The organism is Streptomyces sp. NPDC053432, assembly GCF_055585365.1.
In genome coordinates this window covers 47,957-67,034 of sequence record NZ_JBVJKF010000017.1, presented here as the reverse complement: position 1 = coordinate 67,034, position 19,078 = coordinate 47,957, and the positions used below count along the sequence as shown (strand labels likewise).

General features: G+C 71.9%; 20 protein-coding genes. 10 read left to right on the top strand and 10 right to left on the bottom strand.

All coding sequences use genetic code 11. The annotated features are described in order from the left end of the window. The first annotated feature begins 113 nt into the window (after nt 1–113). The 3 genes from ftsH to ACZ6Y1_RS25760 all read left to right on the top strand — a co-directional run bounded on the left by ftsH (nt 114) and on the right by ACZ6Y1_RS25760 (nt 3,255). Nucleotides 114–2,150, top strand: coding sequence for an ATP-dependent zinc metalloprotease FtsH (gene ftsH, locus ACZ6Y1_RS25770; RefSeq protein WP_469634257.1), 2,037 nt, complete (start codon nt 114–116; stop codon nt 2,148–2,150). A gap of 101 nt (nt 2,151–2,251) precedes the next feature. Continuing rightward, nucleotides 2,252–2,860: a GTP cyclohydrolase I FolE gene (gene folE / locus ACZ6Y1_RS25765; protein ID WP_469634252.1), complete on the top strand. Its 609-nt coding sequence runs from the start codon at nt 2,252–2,254 to the stop codon at nt 2,858–2,860. Continuing rightward, entirely contained in the window at nt 2,860–3,255 is a 396-nt protein-coding gene (locus ACZ6Y1_RS25760; RefSeq protein WP_469634249.1) for a hypothetical protein, read from the top strand. Before folE ends, ACZ6Y1_RS25760 begins: the two co-directional genes overlap by 1 nt. A 13-nt stretch (nt 3,256–3,268) precedes the next feature. Here the strand turns inward: ACZ6Y1_RS25760 and ACZ6Y1_RS25755 are convergent, their stop codons facing one another. The 6 genes from ACZ6Y1_RS25755 to ACZ6Y1_RS25730 all read right to left on the bottom strand — a co-directional run bounded on the left by ACZ6Y1_RS25755 (nt 3,269) and on the right by ACZ6Y1_RS25730 (nt 8,318). Next, a complete protein-coding gene (locus ACZ6Y1_RS25755) occupies nt 3,269–3,757 on the bottom strand; it encodes a DUF3180 domain-containing protein (RefSeq protein WP_469634246.1) in 489 nt (162 codons plus the stop codon). 46 nt (nt 3,758–3,803) lie between these two features. After that, nucleotides 3,804–4,412, bottom strand: coding sequence for a 2-amino-4-hydroxy-6-hydroxymethyldihydropteridine diphosphokinase (gene folK, locus ACZ6Y1_RS25750; protein WP_469634244.1), 609 nt, complete (start codon nt 4,410–4,412; stop codon nt 3,804–3,806). After that, complete coding sequence (gene folB, locus ACZ6Y1_RS25745; protein WP_030010912.1) at nt 4,409–4,768, bottom strand: dihydroneopterin aldolase; 360 nt, start codon at nt 4,766–4,768, stop codon at nt 4,409–4,411. Before folB ends, folK begins: the two co-directional genes overlap by 4 nt. A 131-nt stretch (nt 4,769–4,899) precedes the next feature. After that, complete coding sequence (locus ACZ6Y1_RS25740; RefSeq protein ID WP_385366781.1) at nt 4,900–5,343, bottom strand: nuclear transport factor 2 family protein; 444 nt, start codon at nt 5,341–5,343, stop codon at nt 4,900–4,902. A gap of 25 nt (nt 5,344–5,368) precedes the next feature. Then, nucleotides 5,369–6,238, bottom strand: coding sequence for a dihydropteroate synthase (gene folP / locus ACZ6Y1_RS25735; RefSeq protein ID WP_469634241.1), 870 nt, complete (start codon nt 6,236–6,238; stop codon nt 5,369–5,371). A gap of 229 nt (nt 6,239–6,467) precedes the next feature. Next, complete coding sequence (locus ACZ6Y1_RS25730) at nt 6,468–8,318, bottom strand: phosphatidylglycerol lysyltransferase domain-containing protein (RefSeq protein ID WP_469634238.1); 1,851 nt, start codon at nt 8,316–8,318, stop codon at nt 6,468–6,470. 152 nt (nt 8,319–8,470) lie between these two features. Here ACZ6Y1_RS25730 and ACZ6Y1_RS25725 point away from each other — a divergent pair, with 152 nt between their 5' ends. Next, entirely contained in the window at nt 8,471–9,580 is a 1,110-nt protein-coding gene (locus ACZ6Y1_RS25725) for an alpha/beta hydrolase (protein ID WP_469634236.1), read from the top strand. 76 nt (nt 9,581–9,656) lie between these two features. Here the strand turns inward: ACZ6Y1_RS25725 and ACZ6Y1_RS25720 are convergent, their stop codons facing one another. After that, nucleotides 9,657–10,622 (bottom strand): ABC transporter ATP-binding protein, encoded by a 966-nt coding sequence (locus tag ACZ6Y1_RS25720; protein WP_469634233.1) that lies wholly within the window; start codon nt 10,620–10,622, stop codon nt 9,657–9,659. A 134-nt stretch (nt 10,623–10,756) separates the two neighbouring features. Between ACZ6Y1_RS25720 and ACZ6Y1_RS25715 the strand changes: the two genes are divergently transcribed. The 4 genes from ACZ6Y1_RS25715 to ACZ6Y1_RS25700 all read left to right on the top strand — a co-directional run bounded on the left by ACZ6Y1_RS25715 (nt 10,757) and on the right by ACZ6Y1_RS25700 (nt 14,332). Further along, nucleotides 10,757–11,449 (top strand): ABC transporter permease, encoded by a 693-nt coding sequence (locus ACZ6Y1_RS25715; RefSeq protein ID WP_469634230.1) that lies wholly within the window; start codon nt 10,757–10,759, stop codon nt 11,447–11,449. Between the two features lie 4 nt (nt 11,450–11,453). Beyond that, a complete protein-coding gene (locus tag ACZ6Y1_RS25710) occupies nt 11,454–12,119 on the top strand; it encodes an ABC transporter permease (RefSeq protein ID WP_469634526.1) in 666 nt (221 codons plus the stop codon). 89 nt (nt 12,120–12,208) lie between these two features. Beyond that, a complete protein-coding gene (locus tag ACZ6Y1_RS25705; protein WP_469634227.1) occupies nt 12,209–13,192 on the top strand; it encodes an ABC transporter substrate-binding protein in 984 nt (327 codons plus the stop codon). A 111-nt stretch (nt 13,193–13,303) separates the two neighbouring features. Next, nucleotides 13,304–14,332, top strand: coding sequence for a hypothetical protein (locus ACZ6Y1_RS25700; protein WP_469634223.1), 1,029 nt, complete (start codon nt 13,304–13,306; stop codon nt 14,330–14,332). A gap of 108 nt (nt 14,333–14,440) precedes the next feature. On the opposite strand, the gene ACZ6Y1_RS25695 is transcribed toward ACZ6Y1_RS25700, so the two are convergent. The 3 genes from ACZ6Y1_RS25695 to ACZ6Y1_RS25685 form a co-directional block, all read right to left on the bottom strand. Beyond that, nucleotides 14,441–14,656 (bottom strand): hypothetical protein, encoded by a 216-nt coding sequence (locus ACZ6Y1_RS25695; protein WP_469634221.1) that lies wholly within the window; start codon nt 14,654–14,656, stop codon nt 14,441–14,443. A 252-nt stretch (nt 14,657–14,908) separates the two neighbouring features. Next, nucleotides 14,909–15,751, bottom strand: a complete 843-nt coding sequence (locus ACZ6Y1_RS25690; RefSeq protein WP_469634217.1) for an arylamine N-acetyltransferase family protein — start codon at nt 15,749–15,751, stop codon at nt 14,909–14,911. 46 nt (nt 15,752–15,797) lie between these two features. Then, nucleotides 15,798–16,940, bottom strand: a complete 1,143-nt coding sequence (locus tag ACZ6Y1_RS25685) for an NADH-quinone oxidoreductase subunit D (protein ID WP_469634214.1) — start codon at nt 16,938–16,940, stop codon at nt 15,798–15,800. A gap of 31 nt (nt 16,941–16,971) precedes the next feature. Between ACZ6Y1_RS25685 and ACZ6Y1_RS25680 the strand changes: the two genes are divergently transcribed. Beyond that, complete coding sequence (locus ACZ6Y1_RS25680) at nt 16,972–17,463, top strand: PH domain-containing protein (RefSeq protein WP_469634211.1); 492 nt, start codon at nt 16,972–16,974, stop codon at nt 17,461–17,463. Between the two features lie 236 nt (nt 17,464–17,699). Next, the gene (locus ACZ6Y1_RS25675; RefSeq protein WP_469634208.1) at nt 17,700–19,067 is read left to right on the top strand and encodes a PH domain-containing protein; all 1,368 of its coding nucleotides are present in this window, start codon (nt 17,700–17,702) and stop codon (nt 19,065–19,067) included. Nucleotides 19,068–19,078 lie beyond the last annotated feature (11 nt).

Genomic DNA, 19,078 nt, shown 5'->3' with positions numbered 1-19,078 from the left:
CGTCCCACGAGGCCGCGGGTGACAATTCAGGGGTACATTCCGAAGAACAGTCTTTACTCAAAGCAGCATTTACCTACGGGCAGGAGGGACGGGGTGCCTTGCGCCCCGTATGGATGGACGTGAAGCGATACTTCCGTGGGCCGGTCATGTGGATCGTGCTGGCCGTCCTCGCCGTGGTCGTGTTGATGAATGTCGTCGGCTCCGGCGGCGGCTACAAGTCGGTGGACACCAGCGAGGTCATCAAGGCGATCAACAGTGGCCAGGTGGAGTCGGCGAAGCTGACCACCGGCGACAGCCAGATGATCAAGATCGAGCTGAGCGAAGGCCAGAAGCTCGGCAAGCACGACGGCACCAAGTTCCAGGCCAACTACATCGGGGATCAGGGCGTCCAGCTCGCCCAGAACCTCCAGACCAAGTACGACGCCGGTCAGATCCCCAAGGGTTACTCCGTGACCCCGGACAAGACCAGCCCGTTCCTGAGCGTGCTGCTCTCGCTCCTGCCCTTCGTCCTCATCGTCGTCGTCTTCCTGTTCCTGATGAACCAGATGCAGGGCGGCGGCTCCCGGGTCATGAACTTCGGCAAGTCCAAGGCCAAGCTCATCACCAAGGACACCCCGAAGACGACGTTCGCCGACGTCGCGGGCTCGGACGAGGCCGTCGAGGAACTCCACGAGATCAAGGAGTTCCTCCAGGAGCCGGCGAAGTTCCAGGCCGTCGGCGCCAAGATCCCCAAGGGTGTGCTGCTCTACGGCCCGCCCGGAACCGGCAAGACCCTGCTCGCGCGCGCCGTCGCGGGCGAGGCGGGCGTCCCGTTCTACTCGATCTCCGGTTCCGACTTCGTCGAGATGTTCGTCGGTGTCGGTGCCTCGCGTGTCCGTGACCTGTTCGAGCAGGCCAAGGCCAACGCCCCGGCGATCGTCTTCGTCGACGAGATCGACGCCGTCGGCCGGCACCGCGGTGCGGGTCTCGGCGGCGGCCACGACGAGCGCGAGCAGACCCTCAACCAGCTGCTCGTCGAGATGGACGGCTTCGACGTGAAGGGCGGCGTCATCCTGATCGCCGCCACGAACCGCCCGGACATCCTCGACCCGGCGCTCCTGCGCCCCGGCCGCTTCGACCGGCAGATCGCCGTCGACCGGCCGGACATGCAGGGCCGCCTGGAGATCCTCAAGGTCCACCAGAAGGGCAAGCCGGTCGCTCCGGACGTCGACCTCTCGGCCGTCGCCCGCCGCACCCCCGGCTTCACCGGTGCCGATCTCTCCAACGTCCTGAACGAGGCCGCGCTCCTCACGGCCCGCTCGGACAAGAAGCTGATCGACAACCACATGCTGGACGAGGCGATCGACCGCGTCGTGGCGGGCCCGCAGAAGCGGACCCGGATCATGTCGGACAAGGAAAAGAAGATCACCGCGTACCACGAGGGCGGACACGCCCTGGTCGCGGCGGCCTCCCCGAACTCCGACCCGGTCCACAAGATCACGATCCTGTCCCGCGGCCGGGCCCTGGGCTACACCATGGTCCTGCCCGACGAGGACAAGTACTCGACCACGCGCAACGAGATGCTCGACCAGCTGGCCTACATGCTGGGCGGGCGCGCGGCCGAGGAGCTGGTCTTCCACGACCCGACCACCGGCGCCGCGAACGACATCGAGAAGGCCACGGCGACGGCCCGCGCGATGGTCACCCAGTACGGCATGACCGAGCGACTGGGCGCGATCAAGTTCGGCGGCGACAACACCGAGCCGTTCCTGGGCCGCGAGATGTCGCACCCGCGGGACTACTCGGAAGAGGTCGCGGCGCTGGTCGACGAAGAGGTCAAGAAGCTCATCGAGACCGCGCACAACGAGGCCTGGGAGATCCTGGTCGAGAACCGGGACGTCCTAGACAACCTCGTCCTCGCCCTCCTCGAGAAGGAGACCCTGGGCAAGGAGGAGATCGCCGAGATCTTCTCCACGATCGTGAAGCGCCCGGCCCGCCCGGCGTGGACCGGCTCCGCCCGACGCACGCCGTCCACCCGTCCGCCGGTGCTCTCGCCCAAGGAGCTCCAGCTGACGAACGCGGCGAACGGCACCTCGGCGGCCACGGCCGCCACGCCGGTCTCCACGGAGAAGGGCATCGAGGTGGCCCCGGAGGACCGCCCCGAGGCCTGATCCACCCGGAATGGAAGCCGCGCCCCCCAGGTTCTAGCCTGGGGGGCGCGGCACTTTTATGCGCCTGCGAGCGCTGTGTGGACAGGAACGAGGAAGACGACATGACCGACCCAGTGACCCTGACCGGTGACGAGGGCACGATCGGCGAGTTCGACGAGAAGCGCGCCGAGGCGGCGATCCGCGAACTCCTGATCGCGGTCGGCGAGGACCCGGACCGCGAGGGTCTCCTGGAAACGCCGGCGCGGGTGGCGCGGGCGTACAAGGAGATATTCGCGGGGCTGTACCAGAAGCCCGAGGAGGTCCTGACGACGACGTTCGACCTCGGCCACGACGAGATGGTCCTGGTGAAGGACATCGAAGTCATGAGTTCGTGTGAACATCATCTTGTCCCCTTCCACGGCGTGGCCCACGTCGGCTACATCCCGTCCACCGACGGCAAGATCACCGGTCTGTCGAAGCTGGCCCGCCTGGTGGACGTGTTCGCCCGCCGCCCCCAGGTGCAGGAGCGGCTGACCACGCAGATCGCGGACTCCCTGATGGAGATCCTGGAGCCGCGCGGGGTCATCGTGGTCGTCGAGTGCGAGCACATGTGCATGACCATGCGCGGGGTGCGCAAGCCCGGCGCGAAGACCATCACCTCGGCCGTCCGCGGCCAGCTCCGCGACCCCGCCACCCGCAACGAGGCGATGTCCCTGATCATGGCCCGCTGATGGCCGGGGCCGGGGCCGGGGCGGGCGCCGAGCTGGTCTGGGAGCCCCTCGACGCCGATGTCCGGCGGACCCTGGAGCTGGTGCTGGCGGACGGTTCCGACGCCCACAGGGCGTTCCGCGCGCAGCTCGACCACGCCGAGATGGCGGTGGGCTGCACCTGTCCGTGCGGGAGCCGGTACCTGCGGGTGGACCGGTCGGCCGTGCCGCCCGGGCCGCCGCGGGGCGCGGACCCGGTGGCCTCCTCGCGGCTGCTGCTCGGTCCCGACGGGCTGCCCGTCGGGGAGGCGATCGTCTTCGTCTGGGGCGACGGCTACCTGGACGAGCTGGAGATCGCGACCTGGGAGGACCCCTCGGTCCTCGGGCGCCCGCTGTGGCGGCACGTCGCCGACCACTGAGCGGGCCCGCCCCCTAGGCCCGGGCCGCGCCCTGGGGGGACTGGTCGTCGTCCTCCGGGAGTTTCAGGACGTGCTCCAGGAAGAGGGCGGCGGCCACGACCGCCGCGCCCGCCAGGACCGAGAAGCCGGCGTACCAGGCCTGGTCGCGGCGGGCGGGGACGTCGAGGGAGTCGGTCAGCAGGAAGACGCCCACGCCGCCGTACATCCCCGCCACCAGGGCCGCCACGAGGGCGCTGGCCTGGCCGAAGACCACGGCGCGGGCCGCCATCAGCGGCTCCACGCCCTTGGCGCCGGGGCGGCGCTCGCGCTGGGCCTTGAGGCGGGCGCGCATCGACAGGGCCGTGGCGAGGAGGATCACCGCGATCACGGCCAGCACGATCGGGGCCGCCAGCGGGACGCCCGGAAGCGTGCCGTAGGAGTTCCACAGCCGGGCGCCCGCCCAGGACAGGATCCCGGCGATCAGGAAGATGGCCGCCAGGACCGCCGGCCTCAGTTGCTTCACTTCCGCGTTCCCCACTTTCAGCGAGTAGCCATGAACAGGCTAACGACTACTCGGGGAGGCGGAGTTCCAGGTCGGGGCGCGGCGTGACGCCGCTCAGGCCGATTCCGGCCAGGAGGGCGGCCACCGTGCCGTGGCCGGGGATCAGCGCCTCCGGGTCGATGTCGTGCCAGGGCGCGAGCACGAAGGCGCGCTGGTGGGCCCGCGGGTGCGGGAGGGTGAGGACGGGGTCGTCGGAGACCACCTCGGCGTACGACACGATGTCGACGTCGATCGTGCGCGGGCCCCAGCGCTCCTCGCGGACGCGGTCGAAGGCCTCTTCGATGGCGTGGCCGCGTTCGAGGAGGGAGGAGGGCGGCAGCGTGGTGCGGATCCGCACGACCGCGTTGAGGTACGAGGGCTGGGATCCGGGTTCGACGCCCCACGGCTCGGTCTCGTAGACGGGGGAGACGGCCTTGACCCGCAGGCCCGGGGTGTCGCCGAGGGCGTCGATGGCGCCCTGGAGGGTCTCCAGCCGGTTGCCGAGGTTCGCGCCGAGCGCGATCACGGCCCATTTGGGGTTGGACAGGGTGACGTCGGCCGCGTCCACGGCGTCGGTGACGGACGCGGGTACGGGCTGCACGGTGGGGTCGCTCTGGGCGCTCAGTGCGTGATTCATGCGCGGCTCCGGGTGATCGTGATGGTCACGTCGTCGAAGGGGACGGTGATGGGGGCGTCCGGCTTGTGGACGACGACTTCCACCTGTGCCACCGCTTCGTGCTTGAGGCACTGCTGGGCGATCCGCTCGGCGAGGGTCTCGATCAGGTCCACCGGCTCGCCCTGGACCACGTCGACGACCTCCTCGGCGACGACCCCGTAGTGCACGGTCTTCGCCAGGTCGTCGCCGGCCGCCGCGGGGCGGGTGTCGAGGTGGAGCACGAGGTCGACGATGAAGGTCTGGCCCTCCTCGCGCTCCCTGGGGAAGACGCCGTGGTGCCCGCGAGCCTTGAGGCCGCGCAGTGCGACACGATCCACGCGAATCACTCCTGCTTTCGTAGGTACTTCCGGTCCGGGACTCCCCGAAACCATGGGCCTGTGCCGAGTGCGGTCGGCGTCGTCCGTCTTCGAATTTACCTGCGAAATACCGGGGATCCCGCCCGAGGGGGTCAGTCGGTGTCCTGTTCGTCCTCTTCGTCGGACTCCGTCAGGACAGGAGAACCGTGGTGGGACCAGAGCCGCCAGCCCTCCGGTGTGCGTCGGAACACATTCGTGGCGACGACCAGCTGGCCCACGAGGGGGCCGAGCTCCCCGCCGTCCTCGGCGGGCCCTCCGCTGAGGATGTTCTCCGTACACGTCACCAGGGCGGTGTCGGCTATCACCGACACCTTGGTGTCGGTGAGGAAGAACTGGATGTACTCCGTGTGGGACATGATCAACGCGTACGAGCGCAGCACCTCGCCGCGGCCCGACAGGACCGGCCAGCCCGGGTGCACGCAGGAGATCTCGTCCTCCAGCCAGAGCGCCGACAGTGCGTCGAAGTCCCCCCGCTCCATGGCCTCGTAAAAGGCCGTGTTGACCTCTTCGACCGCTTCGATGTCGGTTCTGCTCACTGGGCTCCTTCTGAGTGCGTGCGGCTCACAGAGCCCCTTCCACGGCGCGGGCCACCCGAACCGCGTCCGCGGTCGCCCGTACCTCGTGGACCCGTACGGCCCAGGCGCCCTGGTGGGCTGCGATGGCGGAGACGGCGGCCGTGGCCGCGTCGCGTTCGCGGGCGGGCGGCGGTGCGGCGCCGTCACCGGCCAGGACCCGGCCGAGGAAACGCTTCCGCGAGGCGGCGACGAGCAGCGGGAAGCCGAGCGCGCGCAGCTCGGGGAGGTGGGCGACCAGGGCCAGGTCGTGTTCGGCGTTCTTCGCGAAGCCGAGTCCGGGGTCGACGACGAGCCGTTCCGGGGCGATGCCGCCGGTGACGACCGCGTCGATGCGGGCGCGGAGTTCGGCGGTGACCTCGCCGAGGACGTCCGCGTAGACGGCGAGGCTGTTCATGTCGGCGCTGAAGCCGCGCCAGTGCATGACGACGAAGGGCACCTCGGCGGCGGCGACGGCCGGGATCATGCCGGGGTCGGCGAGGCCGCCGCTGACGTCGTTGACGAGCCGGGCGCCCGCGGCGACGGCCTGGGCGGCGACGGCCGCGCGCATGGTGTCGACGGAGACGGTGATGCCCTCGGAGGCGAGGCCGCGGACGACGGGGACGACCCTGCGCAGCTCCTCCTCCTCGTCCACGCGGGTGGCGCCGGGGCGGGTGGATTCGCCGCCGACGTCGATGAGGTCGGCGCCCTGGGCCACGAGGTCGAGGCCGCGCTTGACGGCCGCGGTGGTGTCGAACCAGCGGCCGCCGTCGGAGAAGGAATCGGGGGTGACGTTGACGACGCCCATGACCGCGCAGCGGTCCAGGTCGGGCAGTCCCGCCACGTGGCCCCGGCCGGCGGCTTCGCGCTTGGTGTTCATGCGTTCCAGAGTAGGGCCGTCGCCGCTGCCCCCGCCGGGCGGTGCGGGGGGCGCGGGGCCCGGGGCCGGGTGCAGCGCCGCTGCCGGGGCTCCGCCCCGGACCCCGCGCCTCAAATCGCCGGCGGGGCTGGATGTGCCGGCCGGGGCTGGAATGCCGAACGCCGGCCGGGCCGGAAGATCCGGCCCGGCCGGCGTTCGACCCGGGACCGGCCGCACGCCCGGCGGAGGGCTAGGCGGCCTGGACCTCGCGGTCCGTCTGCTTCGGCACCGCCGTCATCTCGTTGTGGGTGCACGTGCGCTCCGGCTTGGGCCGGCGGCGGCTCTCGAACAGTCGCGGCAGGGCCAGCGTCACGAAGCCCTCGGCCTGCATCACGGCGAAGCCGATGCGCGGCAGGTCGCGGCTGGTGCGGTAGACCATGAAGCGCGGCTCCCAGCGGGGCCGGAACTTCTCGTTGAACTTGTACAGCGACTCGATCTGGAACCAGCGCGAGAGGAAGACGAGCAGGCTGCGCCAGGCGCGCAGGACCGGGCCGGCACCGATCTTCTCGCCGCGGGCCAGCGCCGCGCGGAACATCGCGAAGTTCAGGGAGACCTTCTCGATGCCCAGCTCGGGGGCCTGCTGCAGGGAGGCGACGATCAGCAGCTCGTTCATGCCGGGGTCGGCGGCGCGGTCGCGGCGCATCATCTCCAGCGACATGCCGTCCTTGCCCCACGGCACGAAGTGCTGGATGGCCTTGAGGTCGCCGAAGGGGCTGGTGTCGCCCTCCTCGACGCGGTGCGCGGTCGCGATGATGCAGTCGCCGTCGCCCGGGTCGCCGACACGGCCGAGGGCCATGGAGAACCCGCGCTCGGTGTCGGTGCCGCGCCAGGCCTCGGCCGCGCCGCGGACGGCCGCCAGTTCCTCCTCGGTCAGCTCGCTGACCCGGCGGACCTTGGTGGTGTAGCCGTTGCGCTCGATGCGTTTGACCATCTGGCGGACGTTGCGCATGGGGCGGCCGGAGAGGGAGAAGTCTTTGACGTCGACGATCGCCTCGTCACCCAGCTCCAGGGCGTCCAGCCCGGTCTCACGGGTCCAGACCTCGCCGCCGGTCTCGCTGCAGCCGACCACGGCCGGGGTCCAGGAGTGGGCCTTGGCCTCCGCCATGAACCGCTCTATGGCGCCGGGCCAGGCCTCGACGTCGCCGATGGGGTCGCCGGAGGCGAGCATCACGCCGGAGACGACGCGGTAGGTGACGGCGGCCTTGCCGCTGGGGGAGAAGACGACGGCCTTGTCGCGGCGGAGCGCGAAGTGCCCGAGGGAGTCGCGGCCGCCGTGCCGGGCGAGGAGTTCGCGCAGCTTGGACTCGTCGTCGGCGGTCAGCCGGGCGGCCGGGTGCTCGGGGCGGAAGGCCAGGTAGATGGTGGTGAGCGCGGTGAGCATGCCCAGGGCGCCGAGGGAGTAGCCGACGGTCCAGGACACCTTCCCGGAGTAGTCGACGGGGCCCTCGAAGCCGAAGAGCCCGTAGACCACGTGCTTGAGCTGCTCGTACAGGCTCGGGTCGCCGACCACCCGGTTCGGGTGGACGTTGACGATGAGCAGGCCGAGGCCGATGGACCCGGCGCTCATCAGTACGAAGTTGGCGAGCGCCTTCCAGCGGCTGCGCGGGTCGGGCAGCGCCTTGAACTCACTCTGGTGGCGTACCAGCAGGGCCAGGAGCGCGGCCGAGATGACCACACCGATGACCGAGTGCCGGTAGACGAACTGCGCCGCCGCGCCCGCCGGGAGCAGCACCACGGCGGCGCGCCAGGCGCGCCGCTTGTGCCGCTTGAGGCCGTGCGCGAGCAGCAGGAGCAGCACGCCGACGCTGAGGGACGCGGCGGCGGCGAAGGGGCCGAAGGTGCCGGGCAGCAGCTCGGTGACCGCGTGGATCCGGCTGTGCCGGAAGCGCGGGAAGACACCCGCCGCGATGTCGAGCAGGCCGACGAGCGTGACGGCCGTACCTACGAGGCCGGGAACGGCCTCCGGTCGGGGACCCCGGAGGATTCGCCCCGCCAGGGCCGGAACCTGTCCGGACTTATCGCCATCTATCCTGCTAGACATCGCTTCCCGTTGCTCCGCGAGAGATCATGTGGCCGGGGGCCGCAACAGCCTCCGGGGTGTGGTGCGTCCATTAGGACGACGGCGACGAGGAGCGGGTTCACTCTTCCGTCGGAAATTTCCAGTCCTGCCATCAGAAAGTCGACTGACTGCTCATGGGTCTCACCAGTAATACGGTTCTGGCGCTGGCCATCGTCGCCGGGGTGCTGCTCTTCGCGGCCACGGTCTGGTTCTGGCCGAAGCTCTCGGGCCGCGGCTGGCGCCCCGTCGCCGGCCGGATCGGGCTCCTGCTGGCGGCCCAGCTGGCGCTGTTCTCGGCTGTGGGGCTCGCGGCCAACAAGTCGTTCCTCTTCTACGGTTCCTGGGCCGACCTGTTCGGCCAGGAGACGTCCATGGGCAAGGTCGTCGACCACTCGATGAGCAGCAAGGACATCAAGGTCGTCGACAAGCAGAAGCTGGACGTGCCGGGCGGCGCCAAGCCCCAGGTCGGCGGACAGATCCTGAAGGTTGCCATAACCGGGCAGAAGTCGAAGATAACGAGCCCCGGCTACGTGTGGCTCCCGCCGGAGTACTTCCAGCCGCAGCACAAGAACGACACCTTCCCCGCCTCCATAGTCCTGACCGGCTACCCGGGCACCGCCGAGAACCTGATCAAAGGGCTCGACTACCCGATGAAGGCCTTCAGCCTGTCCAAGGCCGGGAAGATGAAGCCGATGATCCTGGTCATGCTGCGCCCGACCGTCGCGCCGCCGCGCGACACCGAGTGCGTGGACATCCCCGACGGCCCGCAGACCGAGACCTTCTTCGGCGTGGACCTGCCGCAGGCCATCACGGACACCTTCCGGGTCGGCAAGAAGCCCCAGAACATGGGCTTCATCGGCAACTCCACCGGCGGCTACTGCGCGCTGAAGATCGCCGCGCACTACCCGCAGACCTTCGGCGCGGCCGCCGGGCTGTCCGCGTACTACGACGCCCCGGACGACCCGACGACCGGTGACCTCTTCCACGGGGACGCCAAGTTGAAGAAGCGGGCGGACGTCCTGCACGCCATGGAGAACAAGAAGCCGAGCGGTACGTCCTTCCTCGTCACCAGCAGCGAGAAGGGCGAGCCGAACCTCGGGGACACCCGCAAGTTCATCAAGAAGGTGCAGAGCCCGGACCGGGTCTCCTCGATCATCCTCGACAGCGGCGGCCACAACTTCAACACGTGGCGCCGCGAGATCCCGCCGATGCTGGTGTGGATGAGCGGCCGCATCCAGGCCTGACGGCCGGCGCCCGCGATTTCAGCCGAACGAAGCACCCGTGACCGGCCCTCAGGGGCCGGTCACTCTTTTGTGTGGCCTACGCGTGCTGCGGCTGGGCCCGCCGCAGTGCCCGGTGGACGCCCTCCGGGGTCAGCACGCCGACCAACGCCCCGGAATCCGGGTCGGTGACCCCGATCCGGCCCGAGTCCTCCTGCAGCAGGGCCGCGAGGGCCTCGCGCAGCGACGCACCCAGCTCCACCGCCGCGGAGGGTACGGGGTCTTCGCCGGCCGGCGTCAGGTCGGTCTCCTCGACCACCGTCACCGCGAGCCGCCTCAGGCCCCGGTCGGCGCCGACGAAGGAGGCCACGGAGTCGGTGGCCGGCGCCGCGAGCACCGCGGCCGGGCGGGCGAACTGCTCGATGGTGCCCTGTCCGTAGACGGCGATGCGGTCGCCGAGCCGAATGGCCTCCTCCAGGTCGTGCGTGACCAGCAGGATCGTCTTGCGCACCGTGCGCTGGAGGGTCAGGAACTCGTTCTGCAGGCGCCCGCGCACCACCGGGTCCACCGCCCCGAACGGCTCGTCCATCAGCAGCACCGGCGGGTCGGCGGCCAGTGCCCGGGCCACCCCCACGCGCTGGCGCTGACCGCCCGACAGCTGGTCCGGGTAGCGGCCCCCGTACACGGCCGGATCCAGTCCCACCAGTTCGAGCAGTTCGGCGGCCCGTGCGCGGGCGGCGGCCTTCGGGGTGCCGAGGAGCCGGGGCACGGTCGCCGTGTTCTCCAGCACCGTCTTGTGCGGGAACAGCCCGACCTGCTGGATGACGTAGCCGATGCGGCGGCGCAGCTCGACCGGATCGGCGGCGGCGATGTCCTCGCCGCCGAGCAGGATCCGCCCCGACGTGGGCTCGATCAGCCGGTTGACCATCTTCATCGTGGTCGTCTTGCCGCAGCCGGACGGGCCGACGAGGGTGACCAGCTCGCCCTCCGCCACCTCGAAGGACAGGTCCTCGACGGCTGTGGTCCCGTCGGGGTAGCGCTTGGTCACGTGCTCGAATCGGATCACATCGTCATCCTTCCCTACCGGGCCCGCCGGTTTGTGAAGGGCGTGTTGCCCATGTGCGAAGGATTCCGGCCATCGACACCCGAGGGGGTTAGGGTCGGTTACGACGCACGTTCGACGACCGGGGGGTGAGGGGAATGGCGGGCCGGAGCTGCCTGGTGGCGAACGACTGGCTCTGCTGGGAGTACGTCTCCTCCCGTTCCCAGGAGCTCACCGACGCCACCCTCGAACATGTCTGGATCACGGGCGTGTCGGTCCTCATCGGCCTCGCCGTGTCCCTCCCCCTCGCCCTGCTGGCCCGCCGCGGCCGCCGCTGGGCGGCGCCCGTGCTCGGCCTGACGACCCTCCTCTACACGGTCCCCTCGCTCGCCATGTTCTCCCTGCTGCTGCCACTGTTCGGGCTGTCGGCGGCGCTCGTGGTGACCGGCCTGGTGCTGTACTCGCTGACCATCCTGGTCCGGGGCGCCCTGGCCGGGCTGGAGGCGGTGCCCGAGGAGGTGCGGGAGGCCGCGCGCGGCATGGGGTACGGCCCGGGGAGGCTGCTGTGGCAGGTCGAACTGCCGCTCGCGCTGCCCGCGTTGTTCGCCGGGCTGCGGATCGCCACGGTGTCCACGGTGGCGCTGACCACCGTCGGTTCCATCGTGGGCAAGGGCGGCCTCGGCAACCTCATCGCCCCGGCGGTGAACAGCTCCTTCAAGGCCCAGGTGTTCACCGCCTCCCTGCTGTGCGTGCTGCTCGCGCTCGTGGCCGACCTGTTGCTGCTCGGCGTGCAGCGGCTGCTCACGCCGTGGACCCGGGCCGGCCGCCGGCCCGCGCACAAGGAGGCCTGAGGTGCTGGGTGTGGCGGGGGACGCCTGGTCCTGGCTGGCGGACGGCGCCAACTGGGCCGGGGAGAGCGGTGTCTGGAACCGGCTCGCCGAACACGTCTACGTCAGCGGGGTCGCCCTCGGGATCGCCTGCGCCCTGGCCCTGCCCGTCGGACTGTGGCTCGGCCACCTCGGCAGGGGCGGCGCCCTGGCGGTGAACCTGTCGAACGCCGGGCGGGCCGTGCCCGTCTTCGCGGTACTGGCCCTGTTCATGGTCTCGCCGCTGCGCAACGCGGGCTACCTGCCGACGATCGCCGCGCTCGTGCTCTTCGCCGTGCCACCGCTGCTGACGAACGCGTACGTCGGCATGCGCGAGGTGGACGGCGCGGTGGTGGAGGCCGCCCGGGGCATGGGCATGTCCGGCGCCCAGCTCTTCCTCCGGGTCGAACTGCCGCTCGCCCGAAGGATGGTGATGACCGGTCTGCGCTCGGGAGCGGTGCAGGTCGTCGCCACGGCCACGATCGCGGCGATGGTCGGCCAGGGCGGTCTCGGCCGGATCATCACGGCCGGCTTCAACACCTACAACACCCCACAGGTCGTCGCGGGCGCCCTGCTGGTGGCGGCGCTCGCCCTGCTGGTGGAGGGGGTCCTCGTGGCCGCGGAGCGGCTGCTGCCGCGTACGGGCCCACGCTGATCCCGGCACGGCCCGTACGGCTCCCGCGGGCCCGGGCGGAGCCCCGTACACAACCACGTCCCTTTCCCACGCCTCGAACGGAGTTCCCCATGAGCAAGACCACACGCGTCGCCGGCGCGTCCCTGGGCGCCCTCGCGCTGGCGGTGTCGCTGGCCGCGTGCGGCGGCGACAGCCTGGAGAAGAGCAAGGACGCCGGCGGTTCCTCCTCCGCCCCGGCCGGCGGCGGCGGCAAGGGCGCCCTGGTGATCGGCGCCGCCGGGTTCACCGAGTCCAACGTGCTGGCCGAGCTGTACGCGCAGGTCCTGGGGGACGCCGGCTACGGCACCTCGGTCAAGACGGTCAACAACCGCGAGCTGTACGAGCCGTCGCTGGAGAAGGGCGAGATCGACGTCGTACCGGAGTACGCGGCCACCCTCGCCGAGTTCCTCAACGCCAAGGTGAACGGCCCCAAGGCGCCGGAGGAGAAGCCCGTCGCCTCCAGTGACGTGGCGGCGACCGTGGCGGGCCTGGACGGGCTCGCCGGCCCCCTCGGACTGAAGGCGCTCCCGGCGGGCTCCGCGGTCGACCAGAACGCCTTCGCGGTGACCAAGGAATTCGCCCAGAAGAACAACCTCAAGTCCCTTTCCGATCTTGGTAAGTCGGGCCTCAAGGTGAAGATCGCCGCGGGCGACGAATGCGCCGTCCGGCCCTTCTGCGCACCCGGGCTGACCAAGACATACGGAATTCAGGTTTCCGGTATTGACCCGAAGGGTGTCGGCACCCCCCAGGCCAAGCAGGCCGTCAAGGACGGCGCCGACCAGCTGGTGCTCACCACGACCACCGACGCCACCCTCGACTCCTTCGGACTGGTCCTGCTGGAGGACGACAAGAAGCTCCAGAACGCCGACAACGTGCTTCCGGTCGTCAACGCCAAGGACGCCGGGGCCCCGGAGATCGCCGCCGCGCTCGACAAGCTGACCAAGGTCCTCACGACCGCCGACCTCGTCGACCTGAACCGCAAGGTCGACGCGGAGCGCGCCAAGCCGGCGGACGTGGCGAAGGCCTATCTGCGGTCCAAGGGCCTCGTGAAGTAGCGGAACAAGCAACAGTCACACGGTTTGCGACGGAAATGACGGGTAACCGCCTGGGAACAGATTCCCGGGCGGGTACTCCCATCCAGAGCCACGCCCTGTAAATTTCAGGCCATGCCCCGTGGACGTCACCGCAATCCCGAACCCCTGCACCGGCTGCTCACGCCGACGTCCGTCGCCGGTGTGTCCCTCACCAGCGCCGGAGTCGCCTGGCTCCTCGCGGAACCGCTGGCGCTCAGACTCCTCGTGGCCCTCACGGCCGGCGCCGGAGTCACCGGCGCCGTCGTCATGCGGGCCTGGGACCGCGCCGCCGGCCGCCGCGTCGCGGAGCTCGCCCGCGAGCGGGTCAAGGACGAGTGGAAGACGGAAGAGCGGATAGCCGAGCTCGAATCCGACCTCGAAGAGGCACGGGTGCTGCGCGCCAGGCTCGAAGCGAAGCTGCGCGCCAAGCGGGTCGAACTGGCGGGACTGCGCGGGGAGCACGCCGCGCTGCTGCGCCGGTACGCGACCGCCGAGACCGAGCGCGCCAGCGCCCTGGAGGGCCGCCGGCTGCTCGCTATCGAGGCCGCCGAAGCGGCCCCGGCCCCGGCGCCGAAGGAACTGCCGGCGGTCACCGAGGAGCGCACCTCTGCGGGCGCGCCCACGGCGGTCGGCTACGCCCGGGCCCACGCCGCGATGCTCGCGCTGGCCCGCAAGAAGCCCTCCGGTCCCGAGCCGGAGCCGGACCCCGAGCCGCGCAAGCAGACCCGCCCGGAGCTTCCCGCGGCCGAGACCCACGCCCGCCCGGCCTCCCTGCCCGCCCGCCGCCCGGCGGCGCCGGTGGCCCCGTACGCCTCCCGGCAGCAGCGCCCGGCCTCCCGGGCCGAGGGCGGCTTCGACTTCTTCGGCACGAAGAGCGCGGCGCAGGCCCGCGCCGCCATCGAGGCGGTCCAGAACGAGGACCTCGCCGACGTGGTCGGCGCCGAGGCCCTCGCGGTCCACGAGGCGGAAGCCGCACAGCCCTCCGCCGGGGCTCCCGCCGGGGCCCCCGCGGAGCAGCCCGCCGACCGGCCCGGGCCCACGGCGGGCGAGGTCATCGACCTGACGGCGCACGACGAGACGGAGCCGATCGACGTGGCCCGCCTCCGCACCGCCATCTCCTAGACGGCCCGGCCCCCACCGCGACACCTGCGGGGCCGGACGCATCGACGTCGTGAAGCGGTCCGCGTCCGGGCCCTCGCGATCGGCACGTCAGCATCGCCGCCCGCCCCCTCAGAACAGCGGGAGCTGTCCCGGGACGTCGGGCAGGACGAAGCCGTCCAGCACCGGCGCCGAGGCGCCCAGCACCACCCGGGCCCGTGATCCCGGGCAGGACACCATGTCGCCGCGGTTCCGCCCGGCCGGCGGGTCGTGGCGGGCGATCCGTCCGGCGGTCACGGCGCAGTCGCGGCCGCAGGAGGGGCAGGCCCGGCGGGGAGAGTGGGACATGGACCCAAGTCTGCCCTGCCGCACCGACATCGGCCGGGCCGCACCGGCTTCACGACGCCGCCCCCCGCCGTACCGGCCCCCGCCGTACCGCCCCCCGCCGTACCGCCCCCCGCCGTACCGGGCCCGCCGTACCGGGCCCGCCGTACCGGGCCCGCCGTACCGCCCCCCGCCGTACCGGGCCCGCCGTACCGGCCCCGTCGGACCGGGCTTACCGCGCCCTCCCTGCGGACCGGCCCCGGCTCCCGGGGGGCCTCAGCCCTCCCGGGAGGCCAGCCACTCCTCGTGGGCCTGCTGCACCCGCGCCCACAGCTCCTCCCGGTCGGTCTCGGACAGACCGCCGAGTTCCAGCCCGAAGACGCCCGACAACGCGTCGAAGAGCTCCTCGGCGCTGCCCAGTTCCCGCTCGACCGGCCCCTTCTCCGGGTCGATGCGCGTCAGCACACGCCCCCTGAGCAGGTCGATGCCCGTGGCGTCGCGGCGCAGCGCGGCGAAGGTCCGTACGAAGGGGGAATCCGGGGCGGTCGAGAGCCGCAGGTGCTCGGCCCGGAAGTCGTCCATGTCCGCCGGGGCGGACAGGAAGGTCATGACCGGGAAGGGGCCCCCGGGGTTGTGGTAGGTCCAGCCCGGCTCGGGCCCGTCGAGCGGCTCCATGCGGTAGCCGAACCCGCCCTGTTCGTACGTGCCCTCGCGCAGCGGCAGCGGCTCGTGCGGGCCGTCGCCCAGCCCGGCGTCGACGAAGAAGGCCTCGCCGTCGACGCGCACGGTCAGCGCGAGGTGGTTCCCGTTGGGCTCCCGTACCGAGGGGTCCTCGTTCACGCCGCCGACGTGCAGGGTGACGTCGTAGCCGAGCGACTCCAGCAGGGCCGCGAAACCGCCGTTGAGGTGGAAGCAGTACCCGCCGCGCCCGGCGCCGAAGCGGGCCGCCGACAGCTCGGGGTCGATGCCGGGCGGCCGGCCCAGCTGGATGTCGATGTTCTCGTACGCGACGCGCTCGAGATGGGCGCGCTGGAGGGCGAACAGCCCCGCGACGGACGGGACGTGGGGCCCGGTGATGCCGAGCCGCCCCAGATAGTCCGTGAATATGCCAGAGGTCATGCCGCCACCCTAGGCGGCGGCATGACCGACTTCCCCTGTTTCGGGTCTACTTGTCGATGTCGCCGACGACGAAGAACAGCGAGCCGAGGATCGACACCATGTCGGCGACGAGCTGCCCGGGCAGCAGTACCGACAGGGCCTGGATGTTGTTGTAGGAGGCGCTGCGCAGCTTCAGCCGGTACGGGGTCTTCTCGCCCTTCGAGACCAGGTAGTAGCCGTTGATCCCGAGCGGGTTCTCGGTCCAGGCGTACGTCTCGCCCTCGGGCGCCTTCAGCACCTTCGGCAGGCGCTGGCTGATCGGGCCGGGCGGCAGGTCGGCCAGCCGGTCCAGGCAGGCCACGGCCAGGTCGAGGGCGTTGTGGGTCTGCTCCAGCAGCACCTCGAAGCGGGCCAGGCAGTCGCCCTCGGTGCGGGTGACCACCTTCAGGACGTCCTGGAGCTCGCCGTAGGCCAGGTACGGCTCGTCGCGGCGCAGGTCGAAGTCGACGCCGGAGGCGCGGGCGATCGGGCCGGAGACCCCGTACGCGTGCACCGCCTCCCGGGACAGGACGCCGACGCCGCGGGTGCGGCCGCGGAAGATCTCGTTGCCGTGGACCAGCTTGTCGTAGACGTCCATACGGGTGCGGACGTCGGCGATGGCCTCGCGGGCGCGGCCCAGCCAGCCGGCCGGCAGGTCCTCCTTGAGGCCGCCGACGCGGTTGAACATGTAGTGCATGCGGCCGCCGGAGATCTCCTCCATCACGGCCTGGAGCTCCTCGCGCTCGCGGAACGCGTGGAAGATCGGGGTGATCCCGCCCAGCTCCAGGGGGTACGACCCGAGGAACATAAGGTGGTTCAGCACCCGGTTCAGCTCGGCGAGCAGCGTGCGCATCCACACGGCGCGCTCGGGGACCTCCATGCCCAGCATCCGCTCGACGGCCATGACCACGCCGAGCTCGTTGGAGAACGCGGACAGCCAGTCGTGGCGGTTCGCGAGCATCACGATCTGCCGGTAGTCGCGGGCCTCGAAGAGCTTCTCGGCGCCGCGGTGCATGTAGCCGACCACCGGGTCGGCGCTGACGATCCGCTCCCCGTCCAGGACGAGGCGCAGGCGCAGCACGCCGTGCGTGGAGGGGTGCTGGGGGCCGATGTTGAGCACCATGTCGGTGCTTTCCGCCGCGCCGCCGATACCGACCGTGGTCTCCGTCATGCGGGCATTGTCTCAGCCCTAGGGTGGGGGAATGGATACGGGGACAGTGGGTGAGACGGCGTCGCCCGGGTGGGTGGGGCTGCCGGGCGGGCTGCTGGTGATGCGGCGGGTGCTGCTGGCGATATGGACCGTGCTCTTCGCGGTGGTGACCGGGGTGCTGCTGGGGCTGCTGGTGGGGCCGGCCTGGGCGGGCCTCGCGCTGGTGTGGGCGGCGGTCGCGGTCTGGGGCTGGGTGCTGCTGGGCCGGAACTGGCGGTCCTGGCGATACGCGGAGCGCGCGGACGACCTGCTGATCAGCCGGGGCGTGCTGTGGCGGGAGGAGACCGTGGTCCCGTACGGGCGGATGCAGCTCGTCGAGGTCACCTCGGGCCCGCTGGAGCGGCGGTTCGGACTGGCCTCCGTGCAGCTGCACACGGCGGCCGCGGCCACCGACGCCAAGATCCCGGGCCTGGCCCCCGCCGAGGCGGAACGCCTGCGCGACCGCCTGACGGAACTCGGCGAGGCAAGGTCGGCGGGCCTGTGACCCCCGAACCGGCCGACGGAGCCCCCTCGGCAACCGGCAACCCGCTCCCTTCCCCTGGGACTCCCGCCAACCCCGCCCCTGGCTCTGCGGGCCCTGGCTCTGCGGCTCCTGGCTCTGCGGCCCCGGGCTCTGCCGCCCCGGGCCCTGCGGCTCCTGGCTCGGCGGTCCCGGCCCCTGCGGCCCCCGGCTCCGTGGGCCCCGCCGCTGATGGCCACGGCTTCGCGGGTCCTGCCGGTGTGGGCCCCGCCGCCGCGGGGCCCGCCCCTGCCGCTCCGGGGGCCCGTGGCCCCGGCTCCGGGCTCGCCGGGGGCGGTCCCGGCGGGCGGCGGCTGCATCCCTTCACGCCCCTGCGGCGGGCCTGGGTGCCGATCGCGGCGACCGTCGGTGTGATGGCCCAGCAGGGCGAGCGGGCGCGGGAGTGGATCGGGGAGCTGTCCGCCCCGCTCCGGGTGACCGGCGTACTCGGGCTGGTCCTCGTCTTCGGCGTGTACGGGCTGCTGAGCTGGTGGTTCACCCACTACGCCATCACCGACACCGAACTCCGCATCCGCAGCGGCCTGCTCTTCCGCCGCACCGCGCACATCCGGCTCGACCGGATCCAGGCCGTCGACGTCACCCGCCCGCTGCTGGCCCGGCTGACCGGGGTCGCCTCCCTGCGGCTCGACGTGATCGGCACCGAGGACAAGGACGAGCTGGCCTTCCTCGGGGAGAGGGAGGCCGTGGCGCTGCGCGCCGAGCTCCTCGCTCGGGCCGCCGGCTTCGCCCCCGAGGAGGCGGTGCGCCTCGGCGAGGCGCCGGAGCGGGAGCTGCTGCGGGTCCGGCCGCGCGAGCTCGTGCTGTCCCTCGTCCTGAGCCTCGGCTTCTCGGCGACGCTGGCGGGCGCGCTCACCGCGCTGGTGCTCGTGTTCACGTTCAGCCCCAGTCCGTGGGCGGCCCTCGTCGTGCTGCTCCCGTTGGCCGGCGCGGTCTGGCAGGGCAGCGCGGGCCGTTTCCTCGCCGAGTACGACTGGACCGTCGCCGAGTCCCCCGACGGGCTGCGCCTGGACCACGGGCTGCTGGACCGGGCCCACGAGACGGTCCCTCCCGGGCGCGTCCAGAGCGTGACGGTCGTGGAGCCGCTGCTGTGGCGCCGGCGCGGCTGGGTACGGGTGGAGCTGGCCGTGGCCGGTTCGAAGAACGGGCTGCTGGTGCCCGTGGCCCCGAAGGCCGCCGCCCACGCGCTGATCGCGCGCATCCTGCCGGGCGTGGACCCGGCGGAGCTGGCCTTCGACGGCTCGCCCCGGGCGGCCGCGCGCTGGGTGGTGCCGGTGTGGTGGAAGGGGTACGCCCTCGCCGTCTCCCCGGACGTGTTCGCCGCCCGGCGCGGCCGGCTGTGCCGGCGTACGGAGATCGTCCCGCACGCCAAGGTACAGAGCGTCCGGTTGACCCAGGGCCCCTGGGAACGCCTCCGCGGCCTCGCCGACGTCCACGTGGACACCGGCGCGAACGGCACGGTCACGGCCCGGCTGCGGGCGGCGGACCAGGCCGCCGCGCTGCTGGCCGCCCAGGCCGCCCGCGCCCGCACCTCCCGGGCCTCGGCCCGCCCCGACCGCTGGATGACGTAGCGCGCCCAGGG

Excerpts from the sequence above, each read along its gene's own strand:
- ACZ6Y1_RS25690 (WP_469634217.1), bottom strand. The coding sequence starts at position 15,751 with ATGACCTCTGGCATATTCACGGACTATCTGGGGCGGCTCGGCATCACC.
- ACZ6Y1_RS25680 (WP_469634211.1), top strand. The coding sequence starts at position 16,972 with ATGGATACGGGGACAGTGGGTGAGACGGCGTCGCCCGGGTGGGTGGGG.
- folK (WP_469634244.1), bottom strand. The coding sequence starts at position 4,412 with ATGAATCACGCACTGAGCGCCCAGAGCGACCCCACCGTGCAGCCCGTA.
- ACZ6Y1_RS25700 (WP_469634223.1), top strand. The coding sequence starts at position 13,304 with ATGCCCCGTGGACGTCACCGCAATCCCGAACCCCTGCACCGGCTGCTC.
- ACZ6Y1_RS25715 (WP_469634230.1), top strand. The coding sequence starts at position 10,757 with ATGGCGGGCCGGAGCTGCCTGGTGGCGAACGACTGGCTCTGCTGGGAG.
- ACZ6Y1_RS25725 (WP_469634236.1), top strand. The coding sequence starts at position 8,471 with ATGGGTCTCACCAGTAATACGGTTCTGGCGCTGGCCATCGTCGCCGGG.
- folE (WP_469634252.1), top strand. The coding sequence starts at position 2,252 with ATGACCGACCCAGTGACCCTGACCGGTGACGAGGGCACGATCGGCGAG.
- ftsH (WP_469634257.1), top strand. The coding sequence starts at position 114 with ATGGACGTGAAGCGATACTTCCGTGGGCCGGTCATGTGGATCGTGCTG.
- ACZ6Y1_RS25685 (WP_469634214.1), bottom strand. The coding sequence starts at position 16,940 with ATGACGGAGACCACGGTCGGTATCGGCGGCGCGGCGGAAAGCACCGAC.
- ACZ6Y1_RS25760 (WP_469634249.1), top strand. The coding sequence starts at position 2,860 with ATGGCCGGGGCCGGGGCCGGGGCGGGCGCCGAGCTGGTCTGGGAGCCC.
- ACZ6Y1_RS25730 (WP_469634238.1), bottom strand. The coding sequence starts at position 8,318 with ATGTCTAGCAGGATAGATGGCGATAAGTCCGGACAGGTTCCGGCCCTG.
- folP (WP_469634241.1), bottom strand. The coding sequence starts at position 6,238 with ATGAACACCAAGCGCGAAGCCGCCGGCCGGGGCCACGTGGCGGGACTG.
- ACZ6Y1_RS25705 (WP_469634227.1), top strand. The coding sequence starts at position 12,209 with ATGAGCAAGACCACACGCGTCGCCGGCGCGTCCCTGGGCGCCCTCGCG.
- ACZ6Y1_RS25695 (WP_469634221.1), bottom strand. The coding sequence starts at position 14,656 with ATGTCCCACTCTCCCCGCCGGGCCTGCCCCTCCTGCGGCCGCGACTGC.